Below are 20,027 nucleotides of genomic sequence, written 5' to 3'. Positions count from 1 at the left end.
CCGCCGCGCAAAGCGCCGCGGCGGACAGAAAGGTCAGAACAGGCTGTTTTGCGCGGCGGCGGCGGCCCAGCGCACCGGCTGGCGGCCGCGGGCGATCAGCCAGGCGTTGACTTGGGAGAAATGGCGGCAGCCGTGGAAGCCGCGGCTGGCCGACAGCGGCGACGGATGGGCGGCCTTCAGCGCCAGGTGGCGGCTGGCGTCGATGCGCTCGGCCTTGGTCTGCGCCCAGTTGCCCCATAGCAGGAACACGCAGCCGGGGCTTTGCGCGTTGACGGCGTCGATCAGCGCGTCGCTGACCGTCTGCCAGCCCAGCTTGCCGTGGCTGCCGGCCTGGTCCTGCTCGACGGTGAACACGCTGTTGAGCAGCAATACGCCTTGCTGCGCCCAGTGGCTGAGATCGCCGTTGGCGGGAATGCCCAGGCCCAGGTCGGCCGCCAGTTCCTTGTAGATGTTGCGCAAGGACGGCGGCACGCGCACGCCTTCCGGCACTGAAAACGACAGCCCCATCGCTTCGCCGGCGCCGTGGTACGGGTCCTGGCCCAGGATCACCACCTTGACGTCGGCCGGCGACGCGAAGCTGAGCGCGTTGAAGATCTGCGCCGCGGGCGGGAACAGCGTCTTGCCGGCCTCGCTTTGCTGGCTCAGCTGGCGGTCGATGTCGGCCAGCCGCGCGGCGATGTCGGCTTGGCGCAGCACCGCTTCCCAGGCCGGATGGACGCGGGCGAGGGCGGAGGAAAGATAATTCAGAGCTTGCATAGGGTTTCTTTGCGGCGGGAGTGGCGGATCACGACCCTTGGAGGCGGCGGGCGGCGTTTCGTTCCAAGCAAAACACCGCCCGGAGGCGGTGCTGGTAGGCTGCGTCACCCCAATGGGCGACGCGCCGTCTAGTCCAGTATCAATACCGGGCGACGGCCGGATCCACCTGGGCGGACCAGGCGTCGATGCCGCCCTGGAGGTTGATCACGTCGTCGAAGCCGGCGTTCTGCAGGAACATCGCCACCTGGGCGCTGCGCATGCCGTGATGGCAGATGGCGACGATGGCGGCGTCGTCCGGCAGTTCGCTCATCCGGATCGGGATCAGGTTCATCGGAATGTGGACGCTGCCCTCGATGTGCGCCAGCTGGTATTCCCAGCCTTCGCGCACGTCCAGCAGCACCGGGCGCGCGGCCTGCGGATCGGCCAGCAGCGCCGCCAGTTGCGGAGCGGTGATTTCGCGCAGCATGGTCAGAAGCTGAAACGAGCCGGTTCGACGGCTTCGAATTTCTGCAGCCGCTCGACACAGGTCTCGAACAGCGCGGTTTCGCGGAAGCTGGTTTCGGTTTCGCGCTGGATCAGCTTGCAAGCCATCACCGGCAGGTCGCCGGCCACCAGGATCAGGCGGCCGCCGACGGCCAGCTGGTCTTTCAGTTCCTGCGGCACCACCGGCAGCGAACCGCCGACCACGATCACGTCGTAGGGCGCTTGCGCCGGCAGGCCCAGCACGCCGTCGCCCTCAACCAGGGTGGCGTTGGCGATGCCGGCCTGTTTCAGATTTTCGGCGGCGCGCGCTTTCTGGGCCGCGTCGATTTCCACGCTCACCACCTGCTTGCCCATCTTGGCCAGCAGCGCGGTCAGATAGCCGCTGCCGGTGCCGATTTCCAGGATCTTGTCGGTGGGCTGGATGGAGGCGTCCTGCACCAGGCGGGCTTCCATCTTGGGCTGTAGCATCTTGCTGCCGTTGGGCAGCGGCAGTTCGGTATCGACAAAGGCCATCTGGCGCTGATTGTCGGCCACGAAGTCCTCGCGTTTCACGTGAAACAGCAGATCCAGCACGTTGGTATCCAGAACGTCCCACGGGCGAATCTGTTGTTCGACCATGTTGAAACGGGTTTTTTCGAAATCCATCAACTTAAACTCCGGAGGGCTGGGAGTCCGCTGCGCCGTTCGAAGCTGGGGGGCGGCAAGGACTCGTGTCATGACGATAACTTGCGATTATCCCATATTTGCCTTACCTTCACAGCATCGCTAGGGGTCCTGCGCCTGGCGTTTGGCTTGATCGGCTACCAAAGTGTAGGACATCGGGTTGAAAGCGGCGGCGCGGGTGAGAAATACCCTTGGAACCTGACCCGGATAATCCCGGCGTAGGGAAGCGTCACCTGCCGAAGATAGCCCCGCCATCCCACCGCAGCCGGCCATGCGCCGAACCGCTCCTTGCGCCGCTTCATCGCCCTGGAGACCCGCCCGATGAACGCGCCCGTAAACAAACAGATGGTGGTGGACGCCGCCGCCATCCAGCCTTTGCCCAATTCCCGCAAGATTCATGTCGCCGGCAGCCGCCCGGACATCCGCGTGCCGATGCGCGAGATCCGCCAGGCCGACACGCCGACCCAGTTCGGCGGCGAAGCCAACCCGCCGATCTACGTCTACGACACCAGCGGCCCGTACAGCGACCCGGCGGTCCGCATCGACATCCAGAGCGGCCTGGCGCCGGTGCGCGCCGGCTGGATCGCCGAACGCGGCGACTGCGAGCAGCTGGATGGCCTGTCCAGCGAATACGGCCGCGCCCGCGAGGCCGACCCCAAGCTCGCCGAGCTGCGCTTCAATCTGCAGCGCAAGCCGCGCCGCGCCTTGCCTGGCCGCAATGTCAGCCAGATGCACTACGCCCGCCGCGGCGTCATCACCCCGGAGATGGAGTTCGTCGCCATCCGCGAAAACCTGAACCGCCGCGCCTATGTGGAAGCGCTGCAGGCCACCGGCAACACCCGCTTGCTGGAGCTGATGACGCGCCAGCATGCCGGCCAGAGCTTCGGCGCCAATCTGCCGGAAGAGATCACGCCGGAGTTCGTCCGCCAGGAAGTGGCCGCCGGCCGCGCCATCATCCCGGCCAACATCAATCACCCGGAAAGCGAACCGATGATCATCGGCCGCAACTTCTTGGTGAAAATCAACGGCAACATCGGCAATAGCGCGGTAACCTCGTCGATATCCGAAGAAGTGGACAAGATGACCTGGGGCATCCGCTGGGGCGCCGACACCATCATGGACTTGTCCACCGGCAAGAACATCCACGAAACCCGCGAGTGGATTTTGCGCAACAGTCCGGTGCCGATCGGCACCGTGCCGATTTACCAGGCGCTGGAAAAGGTGAACGGCAAGGCCGAAGACCTGACCTGGGAAATCTTCAAGGACACGCTGATCGAGCAGGCCGAACAGGGCGTCGATTACTTCACCATCCACGCCGGCGTGCGTTTGCAGTACGTGCCGCTGACCGCCGGGCGGATGACCGGCATCGTGTCGCGCGGCGGCTCGATCATGGCCAAGTGGTGTCTGGCGCATCACCAGGAAAACTTCCTCTACACCCATTTCGAGGAAATCTGCGAAATCATGAAGGCCTATGACGTGGCCTTCAGCCTGGGGGACGGCCTGCGCCCCGGCAGCGCCTGGGACGCCAACGACGCGGCGCAGCTGGGCGAATTGAAAACGCTGGGCGAACTGACCGAAATCGCCTGGAGGCACGACGTGCAAGTGATGATAGAAGGCCCTGGGCACGTGCCGATGCAGCTGATCAAGGAGAACATGGACAAGGAGCTGGAGTGGTGCCGCGAAGCGCCGTTCTACACCCTGGGGCCGCTCACCACCGACATCGCGCCCGGCTACGACCACATCACCTCGGCCATCGGCGCGGCGCAGATCGGCTGGTACGGCACGGCCATGCTGTGCTACGTGACGCAGAAGGAACACCTGGGCCTGCCGAACAAGAACGACGTCAAGGAAGGCATCATCACCTACAAGCTGGCGGCGCACGCGGCCGACCTGGCCAAGGGCCATCCCGGCGCGCAGATCCGCGACAACGCGCTGTCCAAGGCGCGTTTCGAATTCCGCTGGGAAGACCAGTTCAACCTGGGCCTGGACCCGGACAAGGCGCGCGACTTCCACGACGAGACCCTGCCGAAAGATAGCGCCAAGGTCGCGCATTTCTGCTCGATGTGCGGTCCGCATTTCTGCAGCATGAAGATCACCCAGGACGTGCGCGATTTCGCCGCCAAACAGGGCATCAGCGCGCAGGACGCGCTGAACAAGGGCATGCAGGAAAAGTCCATCGAGTTCGTCAAGGGCGGCGCCAAGCTGTACGACAAGGTGTGATGTCGCCAAGTTGGCACAACGGCGGCGCGGGCCGCCGTTTTTTATGCCTGCCGTGCCGGCAATCAGTCTAGGATGAGCGTATTCCCCCAGCATTGGAGCGCGCGATGGATACCAGCAGCCACCTGTTGCCCGGATTGTTCCGCCAGTTGGGCCTGGCCGACGAGCCGGCGGCGATCAAGGCCTTCATCGCCAGCCATCCGCTGCCGCCGCGCGTGTCGCTGGCCGACGCGCCGTTCTGGAGCCCGTCGCAAGCGGCCTTTTTGCGCCAGGCGCTGGAGTGCGACGCCGAATGGAGCGAGGCGGCGGACGAGCTGGCGGTGCTGCTGCAGCAAGCCGAAGGCTGAAGCTGTGGATAAACAGGCAGACCGCCGGTTGCCTGTGGATAAGCCGCCGGCCGTTGTCCGCGCCGTTCAGACGGCGATGTAGACCCAGGCGCGTTCGCTGGCGCGCGCAATGCGCCGCTAAGGAGATTGCGTACCCGCAGGCTGGGATATAGTTTGAATAAGACCGGTCATGATGGAGGGGGAGGGCTGCATGAAGCAGACCGACCAGACGTTGCTGGAGCAGTTGCGCATCACCGAGTTTGAAATCGACCAGCGCAAGCAGCTGTTCGATCTGCAGCCGCGCGACGAATTGCTGCTTCGCGCCGCCGGCGCGCTGATCGAGCCGCAGCTGGACGATCTGGTGGAGCGCTTTTACGAGCAGCAGACCAGCACCCCGGAAATCGCGCTGCTGATCGGCGACGCCGATACCCTGCAGCGGCTGCGCAGCGCCCAGCGCCGCTACGTGATCGACCTGTTCAGCGGCGTCTACGATCTGGAATACGTCAACAACCGCCTGCGCATCGGCCTGGTGCACAAGCGCATCGGCGTGGAGCCCAAGTTGTACCTGGCGGCCATCCATTTCCTGCGCTCGCTGTTGTCGGTGCAGGTGGCCAGGCTGATTCCCGACCCCGATGTCTGCACGCAGACGCTGATGTCGATGGACAAGCTGGTGATGTTCGACATCGCGCTGGTGTTCGAAACCTATATCCGCAGCCTGGTGGCGGAAATCGAAACCTCGCGCAACAAGTCCGAGCAGTACGCGCTGGCGCTGGAGGAAAAGGTGGCGATGCGCACCCGCCAGCTGGAGGAGCTGTCGCGCACCGACCCGTTGACCGGCCTGCTCAACCGCCGCCACCTGGACGAAACCCTGACCCGGGTGCTGCGCAGCGCGCAGCGGCGCCATGAAAGGGTGGCGCTGGTGTATCTGGACATCGACGATTTCAAGGCGATCAACGATACCGAAGGCCATCAGCGCGGCGACGAGATCCTGCGCGTGCTGGGCGGCATCATCAATCGCATTTCGCGGCTGGAAGACGGCTGCTTTCGTTACGGCGGCGACGAATTCTGCATCGTGCTGCCCAATTGCGGCCGCCGCCACGCGGAGAACAATTTCGTCCAGCGTCTGCGCGCCGAGATGGAAATCGCGCTGTCCGGCGTGACGGTGAGCATGGGCTGCGTCGAAACCGGACCGGAGGATTTCGCCAGCCCGGAAGCGCTGGTGGGGATGGCCGATCAGCAGATGTACGCGGTGAAGTCGCGGCACCGGGAGGATGGCGAGGACAAGCCCGCCGGCCGCTGACTACAGCCGGCAGACCTGGTTGCGGCCGTTCTGCTTGGCTTGGTACAGCGCTTGGTCGGCCTTTTGCTGCGCGCTGGCGAAATCCTGCTGCCGGCATTGCCATTCGTGCACGCCGGCGGAAAAGCTGCAGCGCTGCTCCGGCTGCGCCGGCAACAGCGCCAGCTGGCTGAATTGCTGGCGCAGCCGGTCCGCCACCGCCAGGCCGGTTTCGATGCCGGTGTCCGGCATCACCAGGCAGAATTCCTCGCCGCCGTAGCGGATCAGCAAATCGTTTTCCCGCACGCCGTTGTTGAGCAGGCTGGCCAGCGCCTGGATCACCTGGTCGCCGGCCGGGTGGCCGAAGCGGTCGTTGATCGACTTGAAATGGTCGATGTCCAGCATGATCACGCAGACCCGCTCGGTCGAGGCTTCCAGCGTGCGCAGCCAGTATTGCAGCGCGCGCCGGTTGCCGGCGGCGGTGAGCGGGTCGATGTTGGCGGCGTCCTGCAGCCGGCTGTTCTGCCGTTGCAGCACGATGTTGAGAAAGCCCACCGCGCCGCATACCTGGGCGGCGGCGGCCACGGTCAGCGCCAGCTGGTGGGCCAGCGTGTGCTCGTGCGACAGGTGGGGCTGGCCGTGGTACAGCCGCAGCAGGTCGGGCGCGTCGCGCCAGATGAACAGCAGCGCCCCCAGCAGGAACAGCAGCGCGGTGGGGCTGAAGCGGTTGTGGCAGATCTGCTGTTCGGCGCGTTGGTACAGCCAGGCGGCGGCCAGGTAGAGCAACGGGATTTCCAGCGCCGACAGCGCGGCGCTCAGCAGCGGCTGCGGCACCCACTTGTCCAGGATCGAATAGGCGCCCACCCACAGCCACAGCGTATCGGGCAGGCGCAGATTGCACAGCCGGGCGATGATCATCAGCTGCAGCGTGATGCCGGCGTTGCTCATGCCGCTGCCCAGCGACAGCGCCGCCGGGTGCAGACCCAGCAGTTCCCCTTCCAGCATCATCCCGGTGGCCAGCAGCAGCGAGGCCTGCAGCCAGCGGCGGCGCGGCCGCAGCAAATCGGCGCGCACGCTGTGCTGCCAGGTGATCACGCCTATGCTGGCGACGGTCAGGGAGAGCATGGTGAGCAGGAAATTGGACATTCAGGCCTTGTCGGAAATAGGGGCGGTAGCGGTTTAATCCTAGCAAAGCCGGTTTTCCGCTGTCACCCGCCCGGTTTTCCGCCGGCCCGGCTCAGAAGCGCGCCACCACTTTGCGCCGTATGCTGTAATCGGGCCGCAGGCTGGCTTCGGTGTCCAGGAAGTAGCGGTTGCTGTCCAGCCAGAAGTGCGGGTCGTTGCTGGGCTGCGGGTCAGCCCACAGCTGGAACAACTGGTGCACCTGCTGCGGGTGGGCGCAGCGCGCCAGCGCTTCGCGGAACGGCCTTTCGCTGCACATGCGGGCGATGGCGGCGAGCAGCTGCAAGTGCTGCGGATGCGCTTCCTGCGGCAGCAGCAGCAAGAGCAGGCTGCGCACCGGCTTGCCGTCGGGCGAGTCGAACTCCATGTCCCGCTTCAGGCGCAGAAACAGCGCATGGGCTTCGCTCAGACCGGGAATGCGGGCGTGCGGCAGCGCCAGGCCGTGGCCCAGCGCGGTGCTGCCGGTTTGCTCGCGCAGCTGCAGCGCGCTTTGCACGGTCTGGCTGTTCAGCGCGTGGCGTTGGCCCAGCTGGCGGGCGGCGTAGGCGAACAGCTGGTTTTTGCAGTCAACGTCCACATCCAGCAGGATGTCGCTGACGCGGCACAAGTCGGGCAGGCTTTCCATGACGGATTTCTCCAGGGGGAATGACAAGCCCATGCTAGGTCGGCCGGTCTAAATTCAAGCTAAATAAACCGCGCCCGGCCATCAAAATGCCGTTAAGGCGGCTAGGGCTTGGGCTGGATCGCGCCCTGGATGTCGGACGCCTGCCGCTTCAGTTTTTCCACTTGTTCCTTCAGTTCGGGATTGAGCAGGGTGGCGGCCGCGCCCACCTGCTTGGCCGCCCCCAGCGCGGCGCTGGCTTGCTCCTTCAGCTGTCCCAGCGGCGCGCTGGCGGCGTCGACGCCCTGGTGCACATTGCCGATGGCGGCGGAGGCGGCCTGCTGCAGCTGGGCGGTTTGGCGCTGGTCGCAGCCGGCCAGCGCCAGGGCGGCGCTCATCAGGAGTATCGGGGTGCGCATGCGTCTATCCGTTCGGGTGGTTTGCCTGAAGGATAGAGAGCGGCGGCGGCGGGCAAGTTCCATCGCCGCCGCGCCATGCTAAATGACATTGGCAATTTTTGACCAGGCGAGTAAGTTAAGCCTTTCCTTGTGCACAACCGGAGCTTGCCATGATCGTCGTGTCCGTCGTCTATCCGCATCGGCCCGCCGCGCGTTTCGATTTCGACTACTACCTGCAGCGCCACATGCCGATGGTGCAGCAATTGCTGGGCCATAGCCTGAAGGGCGTGCGGGTGGACCGCGGCCTGTCCGGCGCCGAGGCGGGCAGCCCGCCGGGCTTCGTGGCGCAGGCCCTGCTGCTGTGCGATTCGGTGCAGGCCTTTCAGCAGGCCTTCGGCCCGGTGGCGGCGCGCATCATGGGGGATATCGCCAATTACACCGACATCCAGCCCGACATCCAGTTCAGCGAAGTGGCGCTGTGGGACGAGCGCCAGCCCGGCGTCAGCGGCTGGTACGCCAACGCGCAGTAAGCGTCAGGCCAGGATGCGCGCGGCCAGGTCGCCCGGCGCCTGGCTTATCGCCAGCCGCGGCGCGCCGTGCCAATCGGCCAATCTGGCCAGCGCCGTTTTCAGATCGTCGGCCAGCCGCTGGCTGACGCGCGTGCCCGGCTCCAGGTGCAGCGATTTCACTTCGAACACGCCTTGCGCGCGATGGGCCTTGGCGTCCAGCCGGCCCGCCAGCTTGCCGCGGTTGAGGATGGGCAGCGTGAAATAGCCGTACTTTCGCTTCGGCGCAGGCGTATAGCACTCGATCTTGTAATCGAAATCGAACAGCTCCAGCGCGCGCTTGCGGTCCCATACCAGCGGGTCGAACGGCGACAGGATGGCGGTGTTGCCGCTGTTCAGCATGCCATTGCGCGCCAGCTCCAGTTCGGCGGCCAGGCTGGCGTGGACGAAGGCGTCGTGGCTCCAGCCTTCCACTTTCACCGGCAGCAGTTCGCCGGCATCCGCCAGGCCATGCAGCAGCTCGGTGTACGGCGCGCGCTTGAGGCGGTAGTAGTCGGCCACCCAGGCTGGTTTGACCAGGCCCAGCGCGCGGCAGCTGTTGCGCACCTGTTCCAGCCGCGCGGCTTCCGGCGAGAGCAGGTCGCGCGCGTCGTCCCAGCCGGGCAGCACCCGCTCGGCCAGGTCGTAGACGCGCTGGAAGGCGCGCCGCTCCTTCACCATCAGCCGGCCCAGCGTGAACAGCGCCTCCAGGTGGCGTTTTTCCGGCTTCCAGTCCCACCAGCCATTGCCTTTGTTGTCCCGGCGCTCGAAATCGGCCGAGCGCATCGGCCCGTGCGCGCGGATGCGCTCGACGATGGCTTCGATGTCGGCGCGGTGCTGCGCGTACCAGCGCGGCGAAAACTTCCAGCCCATGCCCTCGGCGTTCAGCATGCGGTGGCGCAGCAGCCGGTAGTCCTCGGTCGGCACGAAGCAGGCCTCGTGCGCCCAATATTCGAACAGCGCGCCTTCGGCCAGCAGCTGGTCCAGCCAGGCCGGGTCGTACTGGCCGATGCGGCTGTACAGCACCAGGTAGGGGCTGCGCGCCACCACGCTGATGGTGTCGATCTGCAGCAGCGCCATGCGGCGGATGGCGGCCAGCGCGTCGGCCTTGCTCGCCTTGCGGCGCGGCGCGGTCAGCAGGCCCTGGGCGGCCAGTTGCAGGTGGCGGGCTTGTTGCAGCGGCAGGTGCACGGTCATGTTTTCGGCATGGAGAAAGTCTGAGAGGCGACTATAGCAGGGGAGGCGGCGGCCGTCAGGCCGCCATGCTTTCGGCATGACAGGCCGGCCGGCTTGTGGCAGTGTGGATGGTCCATACTTTCCACCGGAGTTGCTGGCATGATCAGCCATATCGACCACATCGTCCTGACCGTGCGCGACATCGAGGCGGCGGTCGCCTTTTACCAGCGCGCGCTGAAGCTGGAAGCGGTGAGCTTCGGCAATGGCCGCCGCGCGCTGCGTTTCGGCAACCAGAAGATCAATTTGCAAACCTTGGGCCAGGAAACGCGCAACCACGCCGCCATCGGTTCCGGCGACCTGTGCCTGATCACCCATTTGCCCTTGGCCGAGGTGGCTGAGCATCTGAAGCGCGAAGGGGTGGCCATCGTCGAGGGGCCGATCACCCGCAGCGGCGCGATGGGAACGATCACCTCGGTGTATTTCAACGACCCGGACGGCAATCTGATCGAGGTCAGCACTTATAGTTTTTGATGGCAGGGGCGGTGGCAGGCGGGCGCGGTCGCGCGCGCGGCGCAGGCCGGCGTCCGGTTCAGCGCCTGGACAGCTCGCGCTGCAGCACGCTGTCGTAGCTGCCGTCGCGGCGCATCGCTTCCAGCGCCAGGTTGAAGCGCGTCAGCAGCGCCTCTTGCTGCGCGTGCTTGTTGATGGCCAGGTAGGACGGATTGGTCACCAGCGCCTCCTGCGACAGCGCCACGTCGCGGTAGCCGCCGTCGCGTAGCGCCAGCTGCAGCGGCTCGCGTATGCCCAACACCACGTCCAGCCGCCCCAGGCGCAGCTGGCGCAGGTTCTGCTCGTCGCTGTCGCCGTCGAAGGCGGTGAGCCGGCCTTGCTTCCTGGCCAGGTCGAAGGCGTCGCCGTAGCTCCAGCCGGCCATCACGCCCACTCTTTTGCCGTACAGGTCCTCAAGCTTGCGGTAGCGCGGCGCCTTGGCCGGAGAAGCCATCACCACGCGCTCGTAGAACAGCGGCTGGCTGAAGTCGAACAGTTTTTCGCGGCTGGCGGTCTTGATGATGCCGCCGGCCGCTGCGCTGCCGCCGCCCAATTCCTGCAGCGCCAGGCGCCAGGAGGCGGCGCGCAGCGTGACGGCGATGCCGGCGCGTTCGCAGACCTTGGCGACCAGCGCCGGGTACAGGCCGGCGGCGCCTTGCTGGCCGGCGTACATCAGCGGCGGATTGCTGGCGTCGAAGTCGACGATCAGTCCGGGCGGTTCGCCGGCCAGGCCGGGGACGCCGGCCAGGGCCAGCCATAGCGCCAGCATGGTGGGGAAAAGCTTCTGCCGCATGGGGTGGGATCAGCGAGTATGGCCATGGTTGCAGCATAGTACTTGGCGGCGCCGGCGATGCGCCGGCGGAAATGAAAAACGGAAGCCGGCGGGCTTCCGTTGTCTTAAGCGCGCGAAGACGCGGCGCTTACGGGTAAACGATGCGCAAGAGATTGGTGGAGCCGGGGGTGCCGAAGGGCACGCCGGCGATGATCACCATCGGCTTGCCCTGTTCGGCCAGGCCCAGCTTGGTGGCGCAGAAGGTGGTCTTCACTACCATGTCTTCCAGGTTTTCCGCATCCGGACCGTGGTAGGCCACCACCCCCCACACCAGCGTCAGCCGGCGCGCGGTGTCCAGGCTGGGAGAAATCCCCAGGATGGGCGTGGACGGGCGCTCGCGCGCCAGGTACAGACAGGTGGAGCCGCTGGTGGTGAAGGCGACCGAGACCGTCACCGGCAGCAGCGTCGCCACCTTGCGCACGCAGGCGGCGATGGCGTCGGTGCGGCCCGGCTCGTCGGCGGCGCTGTAGTCCAGCGCCATCACCTTGCGGTAGTCCGGCGCGCTTTCCACGCGGCGGATGATGCGGTCCATGATCTGCACCGCCTGCAGCGGGTATTGGCCGGCGGCGGTTTCCGCCGACAGCATCACCGCGTCGGCGCCCTCGTAGACGGCGGTGGCCACGTCGTTGGCTTCGGCGCGGGTGGGGGTGGGCGCGGTGATCATCGACTCCAGCATCTGGGTGGCGACGATCACCGGGCGGCCCAGGTGGCGGCACTGGTGGACGATGCGGCGTTGCGCCACCGGCACGTCTTCCGGCGGCAGCTCCACGCCCAGGTCGCCGCGCGCCACCATCACGCCGTCGGCCAGCGTGGCGATGGCTTCCAGATCGTCCACCGCCGACGGTTTTTCGATCTTGGCGACGATGCCGGCCTTTGTGCCGACGATCTTTCGCAGCTCGGCCACGTCCCGCGCGGTCTGCACGAAGGACATCGCCACCCAGTCGGCGCCTTCGGCCAGCGCGAACTCGGCGTCCTTGCGGTCTTTCTCGGTGATGGCGGACAGCGGCAGCACGGTGTGCGGCAGATTGAAGCCTTTGTTGCTGGACAGCTCGCCGCCGACGGTGACGCGGGTGGCGATGCGGCGCGGCTCGACATGTTCCACGTGGAACGCCAGCTTGCCGTCGTTGACCAGGATGCTGTGGCCGGGCTTGAGCGCGGCGAAGGCTTCCGGGTGCGGCAGGCTGGCGCGGCGGGCGTCGCCGTCCACTTCATCCAGCACGAATTCGTAGCGGTCGCCGGTCTGCACGGTGGCGGGCTGCGGGAATTTGCCGATGCGCAGCTTGGGCCCCTGCAGGTCGATCAGCGCGCCTATCGGCCGGTCCAATGCCTTTTCCGCGGCGCGGATGGCGGCCAGGCGGGCGCGGTGGTCGTCATGGCTGCCGTGGCTCATATTGAGGCGGAAGATGTTCACCCCGGCGCGGGCCAGCTCCAGGATTTGTTCCGGGGTGCTGGATGAGGGCCCCAGCGTGGCGAGAATTTTGGTGTTGCGAAGCATGACTGTCCTTTGCGGCCGTCCGGCCGGTTAGGTTGAAGCTATGGGCATGGAGCCGGAAACGCTGCGCCGGGCGTCGGCGCGCCGGGATTCGTTTCCCCGCGCCGTCGGCGTCCGGCGTCGTCTGCACCGATAGTGCCATGTCCGCGCGACGGCTTCTTTGCGTTGGGTCGAATCCGCTCGCCTTGCCCGGCGCGCAGCGCGCATCGGCAGGCTGTTCAGGCTGTCTCCGGCGTTGTCGATCATGCTGCCATAACTGCCGTGTAGCGGCTGGATTACTTGAAATGAAGGATTTGCGCGCAAAACAACGATTGATGGTGTTGTTTTTTTCTAATCCGCCATCTTTATTTTCGCTTATTTTCTTATTTTTTCCTTTGCAAAAATCAGGATGTAATCGCGCAAAGCCTTGTTGCAGTGCGGAATTGCAGTGATGGACGACGGATGACGCGCAAACGCAGCCAGGACGCGGCGCGGGGCCGCCGCTAGCCGCGTGGTTCGCGGCGGTTCGTGCCGGAATGGCCGCGTCGTCGGCGGAATGTAGCATCGCGCTACATTTTTCAGTGCTTTGATTTAATTGGATAAAAATGGGTTCGTCACGCGGGAAAAGCCTGGTTGCGCTGCGGAAAATGTATTTTTTTTACCGAATGATTGACAAGCTGGTGTTCGGGAATAGAATTGTCCGCAAATAAAACGAACGTCATAAGCAAAAAAAGCAACATTAGCGCAACGTTGACACCCCCGCTGTTAACCATGCTGCCTTGCCGGCAATCAGGAGAAGACTCAATGAGCGATCAGTACGTACTGGCCTTGGACCAGGGCACCACCAGTTCCCGCGCCATCCTGTTCAACCGCGGCGGCGACATCGTGTCGCTGGCGCAAAAGGAATTCCGCCAGATCTACCCGCAACCGGGCTGGGTCGAGCATGATCCGCAGGAAATCTGGGGCGGCCAGGTGGGGGTGGCGGCGGAAGCCGTGGCCAAAGCCGGCATCGACGGTCGCAGCATCGCCGCCATCGGCATCACCAACCAGCGCGAAACCACCATCGTCTGGGACCGCGAAACCGGCCAGCCGGTGTACAACGCCATCGTCTGGCAGGACCGCCGCACCGCCGGCTTCTGCGACGAACTGAAGGCGCGCGGCCTGGGCGAGCTGATCCGCGCCAAGACCGGCCTGCTGGTCGACGCCTACTTCTCCGGCAGCAAGATCAAATGGATTCTGGACAATGTGCCGGGCGCCCGCGAACGCGCGCAGGCCGGCAAGCTGGCCTTCGGCACCGTCGACAGCTGGCTGATCTGGAACTTCAGCCACGGCAAAGTGCACGTCACCGACGTGTCCAACGCCTCGCGCACCATGCTGTACAACATCCACACGCTGGAATGGGACGCCGAGCTGCTGGACATCATGGGCATCCCGGCCTCGATGCTGCCGCAGGTGAAGAGCTCCAGCGAGGTGTACGGCCACACCCACGCCGCCCACCTGGGCGTGGAAATCCCGATCGCCGGCGTGGCCGGCGACCAGCAGGCGGCGCTGTTCGGCCAGCAATGCACCCAGCCCGGCATGGTGAAGAATACCTATGGCACTGGCTGCTTCATGATGCTGAACACCGGCGACAAGCCGATCGAATCGAAGAACAATCTGCTGACCACCATCGCCTGGGCAGTGGACGGCAAGGTGCAGTACGCGCTGGAAGGCTCGATCTTCATCGGCGGCGCGGTGGTGAAATGGCTGCGCGACGGTCTGGGCATCATCCGCCACTCGGCCGACGTCGGCCCGCTGGCGCAGGAAGTGAAGGACAGCGACGGCGTCTACCTGGTGCCGGCCTTCGCCGGCCTGGGCGCGCCGCACTGGAACGCCAGCGCCCGCGGCACCATCGTCGGCGCCACGCTGGGCACCAAGGCGGCCCACATCGCCCGCGCCGCGCTGGACAGCATCGCCTACCAGACCCGCGACGTGCTGAAGGCGATGGAAGCCGACGCCGGCATGGGCATCGCCGAGCTGCGCGTCGATGGCGGCGCCACCGTCAACGAGCTGTTGATGCAGTTCCAGTCCGACATCCTGGCGGTGAACGTGGTTCGCCCCAAGATCACCGAAACCACCGCGCTGGGCGCCGCCTACCTGGCCGGCCTGGCCGTCGGTTACTGGAAGAGCGTCGACGACATCCAGGGCCAATGGCAGCTGGACCGCCGCTTCCAGCCGGCGATGCCGGCCGGCGAAGTGGCCGCCAACGTCAAGGGCTGGCAGCGCGCGGTGAACGCCGCCAAGGTGTGGGCCGACGATCAGGCTTGATTGCCCAGCGACAAGCATGCCCGCCGCGCCAGCCGCGGCGGGACGCCAATCTCTTTTCTGAAAGACTGAATCATGGATCCATTTTACAAAGCGTTGGTCGGCGAGTTCATCGGCACAGCGCTGTTGGTGCTGCTGGGCAACGGCGTGGTGGCCAATGTGCTGCTGAAAAACACCAAGGGCCACAACAGCGGCCTGATCGTGGTGGCCTTCGGCTGGGCGATGGCGGTGTTCGTCGGCGTGTTCAGCGTGGCGGCGATCAGCGGCGCGCACCTGAACCCGGCGGTGTCGGTGGCGCTGGCGGTGGCCGGCAAATTCCCGTGGGACAAGGTGCCGGGCTATGTCGCCGCGCAGATGCTGGGCGGCATGGCCGGCGCCGGCCTGATGTGGGTGATCTACCGCAAGCACTATGAAACCACCGATTGCGCCGACACCAAGCTGGCCACCTTCTGCACCGGCCCGGCCATCCGCAGCCTGCCGGGCAACCTGGTATCCGAGATCGTCGCCACCTTCGTGCTGGTGTTCGCCATCCTGTCGATGGTCGGCCCGAAAATGTCGCTGGGCGCCATCGAGGCATTGCCGGTGGCTCTCTTGGTGCTGGGCATCGGCGTGTCGCTGGGCGGCACCACCGGCTACGCGATGAGCCCGGCGCGCGATCTGGCGCCGCGCATCATGCACGCCATCCTGCCGATTCCGGGCAAGCGCGACAGCGACTGGGGCTATGCCTGGGTGCCGGTGCTGGGCTCGTTGATCGGCGGCACGCTGGCGGCGCTGGCTTCCACGCTGTAATCGCAGTCGACGGCGCGCTATCCGGCGCGCCGTTTTCCTTTTTTGTTCGTTTTTCCCTCTCCGCGCGCCTGCGCGTCCCGCTGCTCCCAATCCGTCGCTAAACCTTGCCCCGCAAGGCTGGAATGCCGATTCGCCCGGAGCCTCCCATCCGCCTTTTCCTGCCTTTCCTGATTGCATCCCGCCAAAGTGTCGTAAAAACGAAAAATAGCGAAAGAAAAATGTGTTATTTGTGTTGCTTGTTAGCTATTGTGGATAGAATGAACACGGTAGATTAAGCAAGGACGGGCAATGGACGTATACGACTTGATGGTGATAGGCGGCGGCATCAACGGCGCGGGCATCGCGCGCGACGCGGCTGGGCGCGGCCTGTCGGTGGCGCTGTGCGAAAAGGACGACCTGGCCTCGCATACCTCGTCGGCCAGCACCAAGCTGATCCACGGCGGCCTGCGCTATCTGGAGTATTACGAGTTCGGCCTGGTGCGCAAGGCGCTGCAGGAGCGCGAAGTGCTGCTGAAGGCCGCCCCGCACATCATCTGGCCGCTGCGCTTCGTGATGCCGCACGCGCGCGACCAGCGTCCTGAGTGGATGATCCGCGCCGGCCTGTTCCTCTACGATCATCTGGCCAAGCGCGAAGTGCTGCCGGGGTCGGAAACCGTCAGCTTCGCCAAGCATCCGGCGGGCGCGCCGCTGAAGGACGCGTTCAAGCGCGGCTTCGTCTATTCCGACGGCTGGGTGCAGGACGCGCGGCTGGTGGTGCTGAACGCGGTGGACGCCGCCGAGCACGGCGCCAAAATCCACACCCGCACCGCCTGCGTGGCGGCGCGCCGCGACGACGGCCACTGGATCGTCACGCTGGCGCGCGAGGACGGCAGCCGCTTCGAGGTCCGCGCCCGCGCGCTGGTCAACGCCGCCGGCCCCTGGGTGCAGAGCCTGATCGAGGACAAGCTGGCGATGCCGTCCAGCAAGTCCATCCGCTTGGTCAAGGGCAGCCACATCGTGGTGAAGAAGCTGTTCGACCACCCGTTCGCCTACATCTTCCAGAATCCGGACAAACGCATCATCTTCGCCATCCCGTACGAGAAGGATTTCACCCTGATCGGCACCACCGACGTCGAGTACCGCGGCGATCCGGCCCGGGTGGCGATAGACGCGCAGGAAATCGCCTATCTGTGCGAGATGAGCAACCGCTATTTCCACAGCCAGATTGCGCCCGCCGACGTGCTGTCCACCTATTCCGGCGTGCGGCCGCTGCTGGACGACGCTGCGGACAACGCCGCCAGCGTCACCCGCGACTACGCGCTGGAAATGGACCTCGCCGGCGCGCCGCTGCTGTCGGTGTTCGGCGGCAAGATCACCACCTTCCGCAAGCTGGCCGAGGAGGCGGTGGACAAGCTGGCGCCGCTGTTGGGCAACCGCAAGGCCACCTGGACCGCCGACGCGCCGCTGCCGGGCGGCGACATGCCGGGCGCCGACTTCGGCCGCTTCCTGCAGGGCCTGGGCCAGCGCTGCCCATGGCTGCCGGCGGCATTGGCCGAGCGCTGGGCGCGCGCCTACGGTACCCGCGTCGGCAAGCTGATCGGCCAGGCCGCCAGCCTGGCGGAGCTGGGCGAGGAAGTGCTGCCCGGCCTCTATGCGGCCGAGCTGGAATATCTGGCGGAGCAGGAATGGGCGACGCGCAGCGAGGACATCCTGTGGCGCCGCTCCAAGCTGAAACTGCATCTGCCGGCCAACGCTGCGGAGGTGGTGGACGCCTGGCTGGCGGCGCGCGCGCAGTCGCGGCGCGAGGCGCTGAGCGCCTGATGCGTTAGGGCGGATGCCCGGCAGGGGCGATCCGCCCGCTGGGCGCGCAAGCCGCCCTCTCGCCAACCCCTCTCCCGCGGGGCAAAGAGGCTCTCGCACCGCCTGCAAGCCATCGGCTCCCTCCTACTAATGCCCCATTAAAAGCATTTGCTTCCCCTCGCTCCACAGCCTGGCTAGCATAGGCAGCGCACTGATCATGAGGGAGAAAGCGATGCGCGTCGAATTGAGCCAAGACCTGTTGGGCCGCCTGCCGGCAATGGAAGTGGAGGGCCTGCTGGCCCTGGATCTGCAAACGTCGGCCTTGCCGACGGCGGCGCCGAGTTTGGCGGAAGGGGCGGATACCGAAGCGCTGCTGCAGCGCTGGAAAGCGCTGTACCGCGAGTTGCCCGGCGACAAGAAGGCGCGCTGTTCGCTGGAATATCTGGTCAAGGCGGTGCAAAAGGACAAGCTGCGCAGCATCCTGCCGTTGGTGGATCTGTACAACCAGGCGTCCTTGCTCAGCCTGGTGCCGTTTGGCGGCGAAGATGTCGACAAGCTGGGCGGAGAGCTGCTGCTGGACCTGGCGCATGGCGACGAAGCCTTCGTGCCGTTGGGCCGCGCCGAAGCGGAGTGGCCGCAAGCCGGCGAGGTGGTGTGGCTGAACGGCGGCCGGGAGACGGTTTGCCGCTGCATGAATTGGCTGGAGTCGGACCATTTCAAGCTGACCGAAGCCAGCCGCAACGTGGTGTTCGTCAGCGAACGCCCGGACGCCGGCTTCCCGTCCGGCGCGGTCGGCATGGATTGGCTGGCGCGGCGGCTGGCGCCGCATGCGGGGACGCTGCTGCGCTTCCGGCTGGATGCCGCGAATCCCGTTTTCTCCGCCTGAGCCGCATCGCGTCGTTGCGCCCGCGCTAGCCTTGGCGGCGCTACAGCTGGAACTTGCCCACCATTTGCTGCATGTGGGCGGCCACGCCGTTCAGGCGGAGCACCGCGCTGTGCAGTTCGCCGGCGGCCTGGGTGTTGTCGGCCACCATCTGCGATACCGTTTCGAAGCGCTGCGCCAGGCTGGCGCAGACGCTTTTCTGCTCGGAAATGGCGTCGCGGATCTGGCCGACGCCGCCGCTGGCTTCTTGCACGCTGTCGTTGGCCTCGCGCAGATTGGCCATCACCGTCTCCATGGTGTCGCGGCTTTGCTGGGCGGCGTCCAGGCCGCTTTGCACCGTCGAGCCCACCGATTGCGCGTTCTGGCTCAGTTGTTCGGTCACGCCCTTGATTTCGCTGGCGGCCTTGGCCGAGTTTTCCGCCAGCTTGCGCACCTCGTCGGCCACCACCGCGAAGCCGCGGCCCATCTCGCCGGCGCGCGCCGCCTCGATCGCCGCGTTCAGCGCCAATAGATTGGTCTGCTCGGCGATGTCGCGGATCTGCCCGGTCAAATGGCTGATCGACTGGGTGCTGTCGCGGAAGGCCTGCGAGGCCTGGTCTACTTGCCCCATCACCGTGTCTATGGTTTCCGCCTGGCGGCGCAGCCGCGCCACCTCGTCGAGGCCGTCGTTGGTTTTCTGCGCGCTGTTGCGCGAATCGTCGCTGATGCGCGAGGCCTGGTCGGCGATGGTGTCCACGCTGGTGGCCATTTGCTCCAGCGAGGCGGCGTTGTCGGCGATCGCGTCGTTTTGCGTTTCGGCGCCGCGCGCCAGCGCCTGCGCCGAGCGTCCCAGCTCCTGGCTGGTGTCGCCGACCTGCTTGGCGGCGTGGATCAGCTCGCCGATCAGCGAACCCAGATGGGTGCGCACCGTTTCGCTGCTGGCGGCGATGCGGCCGATCTCGTCCATCCGCCCGGCGTGGAACGGGCGGGTGAAATCGCCGCCGGCCAGCCGGGCCAGGTCGTCCGCCAGCTGGCGGGCGCGCTGGATCACGGTGCGGCTGACGTAGTAAAGGAAGAAGGCCAGGCCCAGCACGGTGCCGACGGCCATCGCGATGCCCACCCGCCACAAGGCGGCGTTGGCGCTGTCTTCCGCGGCGGCGGTGTTGGCCTGCGCGCGTTTGGCCAGCAGGTCGCTGGCCTGGGTCAGCAACTCGGTCGGCGGCCTATCCATGCCGGCCACCTGCTTGTCGCCCACCTTGAAGTCGGCGCCGGCCTGCTTGTAGGCGTCAAGCCCCTTGCGGTAGTCGTCGCCCATTTTCTGGTGGGCGGCGACGAATTGCAGCAGCAACTGCTGCGCCTGCGGGTCGGACACCGAGGCCGCCAGCCTGTTGCCCTCGTCGCGCACCTGCTGCTCGCGCTGCTGGAAATTGCCCCAGTATTTGGCCAGCTTGGCCGGGTCCTGGCCGCGCAGCAGCGTGTCTTTCCACTCCTGCACCTGTTTCTTGAAGTCCACCTGCATGGTCAGCACTTGCTGCACGCTGCGCTGGTCGGCCACCACTTGGTCGCGGAACACGCGGATGCTGCCCCATAGCTGGCTTAAGGAGAAAATCGAGGAAATCAGCAGGATGGCGATGACCAGGCCGACGATGGCGGCCAGTTGCCCGGCCAGCGAGGTTTGGCGGTTCATGAGAACCTCCGTATTGGAACAATCTTGCTCTAGTTGTAGGGCAGTTCTCGATGTCTTACGAATATTTACTTAGCAATTTCAACAACTTTGTCCCTTCCACGCTGAGGCGCGGCGGCGCGGGCCGTTGATTG

Annotated in this window: 19 protein-coding genes and 1 riboswitch; of the genes, 9 read left to right on the top strand and 10 right to left on the bottom strand. The window is 65.9% G+C overall.

Annotated features, from left to right (window positions below; genetic code table 11):
- Positions 1-33: 33 nt before the first annotated feature.
- From ung to MY55_RS11670, 3 genes are all read right to left on the bottom strand, one after another.
- Entirely contained in the window at positions 34-756 is a 723-nt protein-coding gene (ung, locus tag MY55_RS11680) for a uracil-DNA glycosylase (protein WP_047258301.1), read from the bottom strand.
- Between the two features lie 139 nt (positions 757-895).
- On the bottom strand, positions 896-1,222 hold the full coding sequence (locus MY55_RS11675; RefSeq protein ID WP_099049641.1) for a rhodanese-like domain-containing protein: 327 nt from the start codon (positions 1,220-1,222) through the stop codon (positions 896-898).
- A 2-nt stretch (positions 1,223-1,224) separates the two neighbouring features.
- The gene (locus MY55_RS11670; protein WP_065202384.1) at positions 1,225-1,884 is read right to left on the bottom strand and encodes a protein-L-isoaspartate O-methyltransferase family protein; all 660 of its coding nucleotides are present in this window, start codon (positions 1,882-1,884) and stop codon (positions 1,225-1,227) included.
- Positions 1,885-1,996: 112 nt separating this feature from the next.
- A riboswitch (TPP riboswitch) is annotated at positions 1,997-2,144 on the top strand.
- Between the two features lie 103 nt (positions 2,145-2,247).
- On the opposite strand from MY55_RS11670, the gene thiC reads away from it, so the two are divergent.
- From thiC to MY55_RS11655, 3 genes are all read left to right on the top strand, one after another.
- Positions 2,248-4,122: a phosphomethylpyrimidine synthase ThiC gene (gene thiC, locus MY55_RS11665; protein ID WP_482764013.1), complete on the top strand. Its 1,875-nt coding sequence runs from the start codon at positions 2,248-2,250 to the stop codon at positions 4,120-4,122.
- A 104-nt stretch (positions 4,123-4,226) separates the two neighbouring features.
- Positions 4,227-4,466: a DUF2789 domain-containing protein gene (locus MY55_RS11660; protein ID WP_043574902.1), complete on the top strand. Its 240-nt coding sequence runs from the start codon at positions 4,227-4,229 to the stop codon at positions 4,464-4,466.
- 190 nt (positions 4,467-4,656) lie between these two features.
- Positions 4,657-5,745, top strand: a complete 1,089-nt coding sequence (locus MY55_RS11655) for a GGDEF domain-containing protein (RefSeq protein WP_043574904.1) — start codon at positions 4,657-4,659, stop codon at positions 5,743-5,745.
- On the opposite strand, the gene MY55_RS11650 is transcribed toward MY55_RS11655, so the two are convergent.
- The 3 genes from MY55_RS11650 to MY55_RS11640 form a co-directional block, all read right to left on the bottom strand.
- Complete coding sequence (locus MY55_RS11650; protein WP_065202383.1) at positions 5,746-6,867, bottom strand: GGDEF domain-containing protein; 1,122 nt, start codon at positions 6,865-6,867, stop codon at positions 5,746-5,748.
- Positions 6,868-6,958: 91 nt separating this feature from the next.
- Entirely contained in the window at positions 6,959-7,528 is a 570-nt protein-coding gene (locus MY55_RS11645) for a PTS sugar transporter subunit IIA (RefSeq protein WP_052258035.1), read from the bottom strand.
- 101 nt (positions 7,529-7,629) lie between these two features.
- On the bottom strand, positions 7,630-7,923 hold the full coding sequence (locus MY55_RS11640) for a hypothetical protein (protein WP_043574907.1): 294 nt from the start codon (positions 7,921-7,923) through the stop codon (positions 7,630-7,632).
- A 149-nt stretch (positions 7,924-8,072) separates the two neighbouring features.
- Here MY55_RS11640 and MY55_RS11635 point away from each other — a divergent pair, with 149 nt between their 5' ends.
- Positions 8,073-8,432 (top strand): EthD family reductase, encoded by a 360-nt coding sequence (locus MY55_RS11635; protein WP_043574909.1) that lies wholly within the window; start codon positions 8,073-8,075, stop codon positions 8,430-8,432.
- 3 nt (positions 8,433-8,435) lie between these two features.
- On the opposite strand, the gene MY55_RS11630 is transcribed toward MY55_RS11635, so the two are convergent.
- Positions 8,436-9,644 carry a winged helix-turn-helix domain-containing protein gene (locus tag MY55_RS11630; RefSeq protein ID WP_065202382.1) on the bottom strand — a complete coding sequence of 403 codons (1,209 nt, stop codon included), beginning with the start codon at positions 9,642-9,644 and terminating at the stop codon, positions 8,436-8,438.
- A 138-nt stretch (positions 9,645-9,782) separates the two neighbouring features.
- Here MY55_RS11630 and MY55_RS11625 point away from each other — a divergent pair, with 138 nt between their 5' ends.
- Positions 9,783-10,154 carry a VOC family protein gene (locus MY55_RS11625; RefSeq protein ID WP_047238128.1) on the top strand — a complete coding sequence of 124 codons (372 nt, stop codon included), beginning with the start codon at positions 9,783-9,785 and terminating at the stop codon, positions 10,152-10,154.
- A 58-nt stretch (positions 10,155-10,212) separates the two neighbouring features.
- On the opposite strand, the gene MY55_RS11620 is transcribed toward MY55_RS11625, so the two are convergent.
- Both MY55_RS11620 and pyk read right to left on the bottom strand, forming a co-directional pair.
- Complete coding sequence (locus MY55_RS11620) at positions 10,213-10,965, bottom strand: substrate-binding periplasmic protein (RefSeq protein WP_043574916.1); 753 nt, start codon at positions 10,963-10,965, stop codon at positions 10,213-10,215.
- 127 nt (positions 10,966-11,092) lie between these two features.
- Positions 11,093-12,499, bottom strand: coding sequence for a pyruvate kinase (pyk, locus tag MY55_RS11615; protein WP_047238129.1), 1,407 nt, complete (start codon positions 12,497-12,499; stop codon positions 11,093-11,095).
- Positions 12,500-13,279: 780 nt separating this feature from the next.
- On the opposite strand from pyk, the gene glpK reads away from it, so the two are divergent.
- The 4 genes from glpK to MY55_RS11595 all read left to right on the top strand — a co-directional run bounded on the left by glpK (position 13,280) and on the right by MY55_RS11595 (position 18,233).
- A complete protein-coding gene (glpK, locus tag MY55_RS11610; protein WP_043574921.1) occupies positions 13,280-14,782 on the top strand; it encodes a glycerol kinase GlpK in 1,503 nt (500 codons plus the stop codon).
- A gap of 72 nt (positions 14,783-14,854) precedes the next feature.
- Positions 14,855-15,568, top strand: coding sequence for an MIP/aquaporin family protein (locus MY55_RS11605; protein ID WP_043574924.1), 714 nt, complete (start codon positions 14,855-14,857; stop codon positions 15,566-15,568).
- 288 nt (positions 15,569-15,856) lie between these two features.
- Positions 15,857-17,368 (top strand): glycerol-3-phosphate dehydrogenase, encoded by a 1,512-nt coding sequence (glpD, locus tag MY55_RS11600; RefSeq protein WP_047243652.1) that lies wholly within the window; start codon positions 15,857-15,859, stop codon positions 17,366-17,368.
- A 211-nt stretch (positions 17,369-17,579) separates the two neighbouring features.
- Positions 17,580-18,233, top strand: coding sequence for a B3/B4 domain-containing protein (locus MY55_RS11595; protein ID WP_052258036.1), 654 nt, complete (start codon positions 17,580-17,582; stop codon positions 18,231-18,233).
- A gap of 40 nt (positions 18,234-18,273) precedes the next feature.
- Here MY55_RS11595 and MY55_RS11590 read toward each other — a convergent pair whose 3' ends face one another.
- Complete coding sequence (locus tag MY55_RS11590) at positions 18,274-19,896, bottom strand: methyl-accepting chemotaxis protein (RefSeq protein WP_043574929.1); 1,623 nt, start codon at positions 19,894-19,896, stop codon at positions 18,274-18,276.
- Between the last annotated feature and the right edge of the window lie 131 nt (positions 19,897-20,027).

This window comes from Chromobacterium subtsugae, assembly GCF_001676875.1.
Taxonomy (GTDB): domain Bacteria; phylum Pseudomonadota; class Gammaproteobacteria; order Burkholderiales; family Chromobacteriaceae; genus Chromobacterium; species Chromobacterium subtsugae.
This window is presented reverse-complemented; position numbering and strand designations above follow the sequence as displayed.

What these genes read in the sequence shown, in the direction of transcription:
- MY55_RS11620 (WP_043574916.1), bottom strand. Translation starts at nt 10,965, where the DNA reads ATGCGGCAGAAGCTTTTCCCCACCATGCTGGCGCTATGGCTGGCCCTG.
- pyk (WP_047238129.1), bottom strand. Translation starts at nt 12,499, where the DNA reads ATGCTTCGCAACACCAAAATTCTCGCCACGCTGGGGCCCTCATCCAGC.
- MY55_RS11655 (WP_043574904.1), top strand. Translation starts at nt 4,657, where the DNA reads ATGAAGCAGACCGACCAGACGTTGCTGGAGCAGTTGCGCATCACCGAG.
- MY55_RS11640 (WP_043574907.1), bottom strand. Translation starts at nt 7,923, where the DNA reads ATGCGCACCCCGATACTCCTGATGAGCGCCGCCCTGGCGCTGGCCGGC.
- MY55_RS11590 (WP_043574929.1), bottom strand. Translation starts at nt 19,896, where the DNA reads ATGAACCGCCAAACCTCGCTGGCCGGGCAACTGGCCGCCATCGTCGGC.
- glpD (WP_047243652.1), top strand. Translation starts at nt 15,857, where the DNA reads ATGGACGTATACGACTTGATGGTGATAGGCGGCGGCATCAACGGCGCG.
- thiC (WP_482764013.1), top strand. Translation starts at nt 2,248, where the DNA reads ATGGTGGTGGACGCCGCCGCCATCCAGCCTTTGCCCAATTCCCGCAAG.
- glpK (WP_043574921.1), top strand. Translation starts at nt 13,280, where the DNA reads ATGAGCGATCAGTACGTACTGGCCTTGGACCAGGGCACCACCAGTTCC.
- ung (WP_047258301.1), bottom strand. Translation starts at nt 756, where the DNA reads ATGCAAGCTCTGAATTATCTTTCCTCCGCCCTCGCCCGCGTCCATCCG.
- MY55_RS11670 (WP_065202384.1), bottom strand. Translation starts at nt 1,884, where the DNA reads ATGGATTTCGAAAAAACCCGTTTCAACATGGTCGAACAACAGATTCGC.
- MY55_RS11645 (WP_052258035.1), bottom strand. Translation starts at nt 7,528, where the DNA reads ATGGAAAGCCTGCCCGACTTGTGCCGCGTCAGCGACATCCTGCTGGAT.
- MY55_RS11660 (WP_043574902.1), top strand. Translation starts at nt 4,227, where the DNA reads ATGGATACCAGCAGCCACCTGTTGCCCGGATTGTTCCGCCAGTTGGGC.
- MY55_RS11630 (WP_065202382.1), bottom strand. Translation starts at nt 9,644, where the DNA reads ATGACCGTGCACCTGCCGCTGCAACAAGCCCGCCACCTGCAACTGGCC.
- MY55_RS11625 (WP_047238128.1), top strand. Translation starts at nt 9,783, where the DNA reads ATGATCAGCCATATCGACCACATCGTCCTGACCGTGCGCGACATCGAG.
- MY55_RS11650 (WP_065202383.1), bottom strand. Translation starts at nt 6,867, where the DNA reads ATGTCCAATTTCCTGCTCACCATGCTCTCCCTGACCGTCGCCAGCATA.
- MY55_RS11635 (WP_043574909.1), top strand. Translation starts at nt 8,073, where the DNA reads ATGATCGTCGTGTCCGTCGTCTATCCGCATCGGCCCGCCGCGCGTTTC.
- MY55_RS11605 (WP_043574924.1), top strand. Translation starts at nt 14,855, where the DNA reads ATGGATCCATTTTACAAAGCGTTGGTCGGCGAGTTCATCGGCACAGCG.
- MY55_RS11595 (WP_052258036.1), top strand. Translation starts at nt 17,580, where the DNA reads ATGCGCGTCGAATTGAGCCAAGACCTGTTGGGCCGCCTGCCGGCAATG.
- MY55_RS11675 (WP_099049641.1), bottom strand. Translation starts at nt 1,222, where the DNA reads ATGCTGCGCGAAATCACCGCTCCGCAACTGGCGGCGCTGCTGGCCGAT.